Origin of the sequence: Brevibacillus sp. HB1.3, assembly GCF_013186635.1 — a bacterium.
GTDB classification, from domain to species: domain Bacteria; phylum Bacillota; class Bacilli; order Brevibacillales; family Brevibacillaceae; genus Brevibacillus; species Brevibacillus brevis_D.
Genome location: NZ_JABMIT010000032.1, coordinates 1 through 1,016, shown reverse-complemented (window position 1 = coordinate 1,016; position 1,016 = coordinate 1). Strand labels below are relative to the sequence as shown.

General features: G+C 49.4%; 9 tRNA genes. All 9 read left to right on the top strand.

The annotated features are described in order from the left end of the window. Positions 1 to 20 precede the first annotated feature (20 nt). The 9 genes from HPY31_RS28495 (at position 21) to HPY31_RS28455 (ending at position 841) form a co-directional block, all read left to right on the top strand. Positions 21 to 97 (top strand) — tRNA-Pro (locus HPY31_RS28495). 16 nt (positions 98 to 113) lie between these two features. After that, a tRNA-Leu gene (locus tag HPY31_RS28490) sits at positions 114 to 195 on the top strand. A gap of 7 nt (positions 196 to 202) precedes the next feature. After that, positions 203 to 276: transfer RNA gene (locus tag HPY31_RS28485), tRNA-Gly, on the top strand. A gap of 9 nt (positions 277 to 285) precedes the next feature. Then, positions 286 to 374: transfer RNA gene (locus tag HPY31_RS28480), tRNA-Ser, on the top strand. A 24-nt stretch (positions 375 to 398) separates the two neighbouring features. Then, positions 399 to 475, top strand: a tRNA-Met gene (locus HPY31_RS28475). 1 nt (position 476) lies between these two features. Next, positions 477 to 550: transfer RNA gene (locus HPY31_RS28470), tRNA-Trp, on the top strand. Between the two features lie 29 nt (positions 551 to 579). Then, positions 580 to 655, top strand: a tRNA-His gene (locus HPY31_RS28465). Positions 656 to 674: 19 nt separating this feature from the next. Further along, positions 675 to 748, top strand: a tRNA-Arg gene (locus HPY31_RS28460). A gap of 8 nt (positions 749 to 756) precedes the next feature. After that, positions 757 to 841, top strand: a tRNA-Leu gene (locus tag HPY31_RS28455). Positions 842 to 1,016: the final 175 nt, after the last annotated feature.

The window sequence follows — 1,016 nt, the reverse complement described above, 5'->3', positions numbered from 1 at the left end:
TAAAAATGAAGAACTGTAATCGGGAAGTAGCTCAGCTTGGTAGAGTACTTGGCTTGGGACCAAGGGGTCGCAGGTTCGAATCCTGTCTTCCCGACCATGTTTCAAATGAATATGCCGGTGTGGCGGAATGGCAGACGCGCGCGACTCAAAATCGTGAGGGAAACCGTGGGGGTTCAAGTCCCTTCACCGGCACCATATTCAAGCGGGTGTAGTTCAATGGTAGAACTCCAGCCTTCCAAGCTGGTCGCGTGGGTTCGATTCCCATCACCCGCTCCATATTTTTGCGGAGGGATACCGAAGTGGTCATAACGGGGCGGTCTTGAAAACCGTTAGAGTGCAAGCTCACGGGGGTTCGAATCCCTCTCCCTCCGCCACTTCTTTTTATTGCGAATAATTATGGCGGCGTAGCTCAGATGGCTAGAGCGTTCGGTTCATACCCGAAAGGTCGGGGGTTCGATCCCCTCCACCGCTACCATAGGGGCATAGTTTAACGGTAGAACGAAGGTCTCCAAAACCTTTGGTGTGGGTTCGATTCCTACTGCCCCTGCCAAGGAACATTTTTAAAACGCATACATTATGGCGGTCGTGGCGAAGGGGTTAACGCACCGGATTGTGGCTCCGGCACTCGTGGGTTCAAGTCCCATCGATCGCCCCATTTTTTATAACTACTATATGTCTCAGTAGCTCAGCTGGATAGAGCATCCGCCTTCTAAGCGGACGGTCGGGAGTTCGAACCTCTCCTGAGACGTTTTACATGCGGTCGTGGTGGAATTGGCAGACACACCATCTTGAGGGGGTGGCGGGGCGACCCGTGCGAGTTCGAGTCTCGCCGACCGCACCATTAATTTCAATGAGGTTGAAAAAATCTCTTGATTAATGAAAAACAATGTGTTATATTAGAAACCTACTCGCGAAACAAAAGTTTAACTGAGTAGAACAAATCACATATAACTAAAAAAGTTGTTGACTTCGAAAGTTAGATGTGATAAATTAAAGATCTGCACAGAACAAAGTGC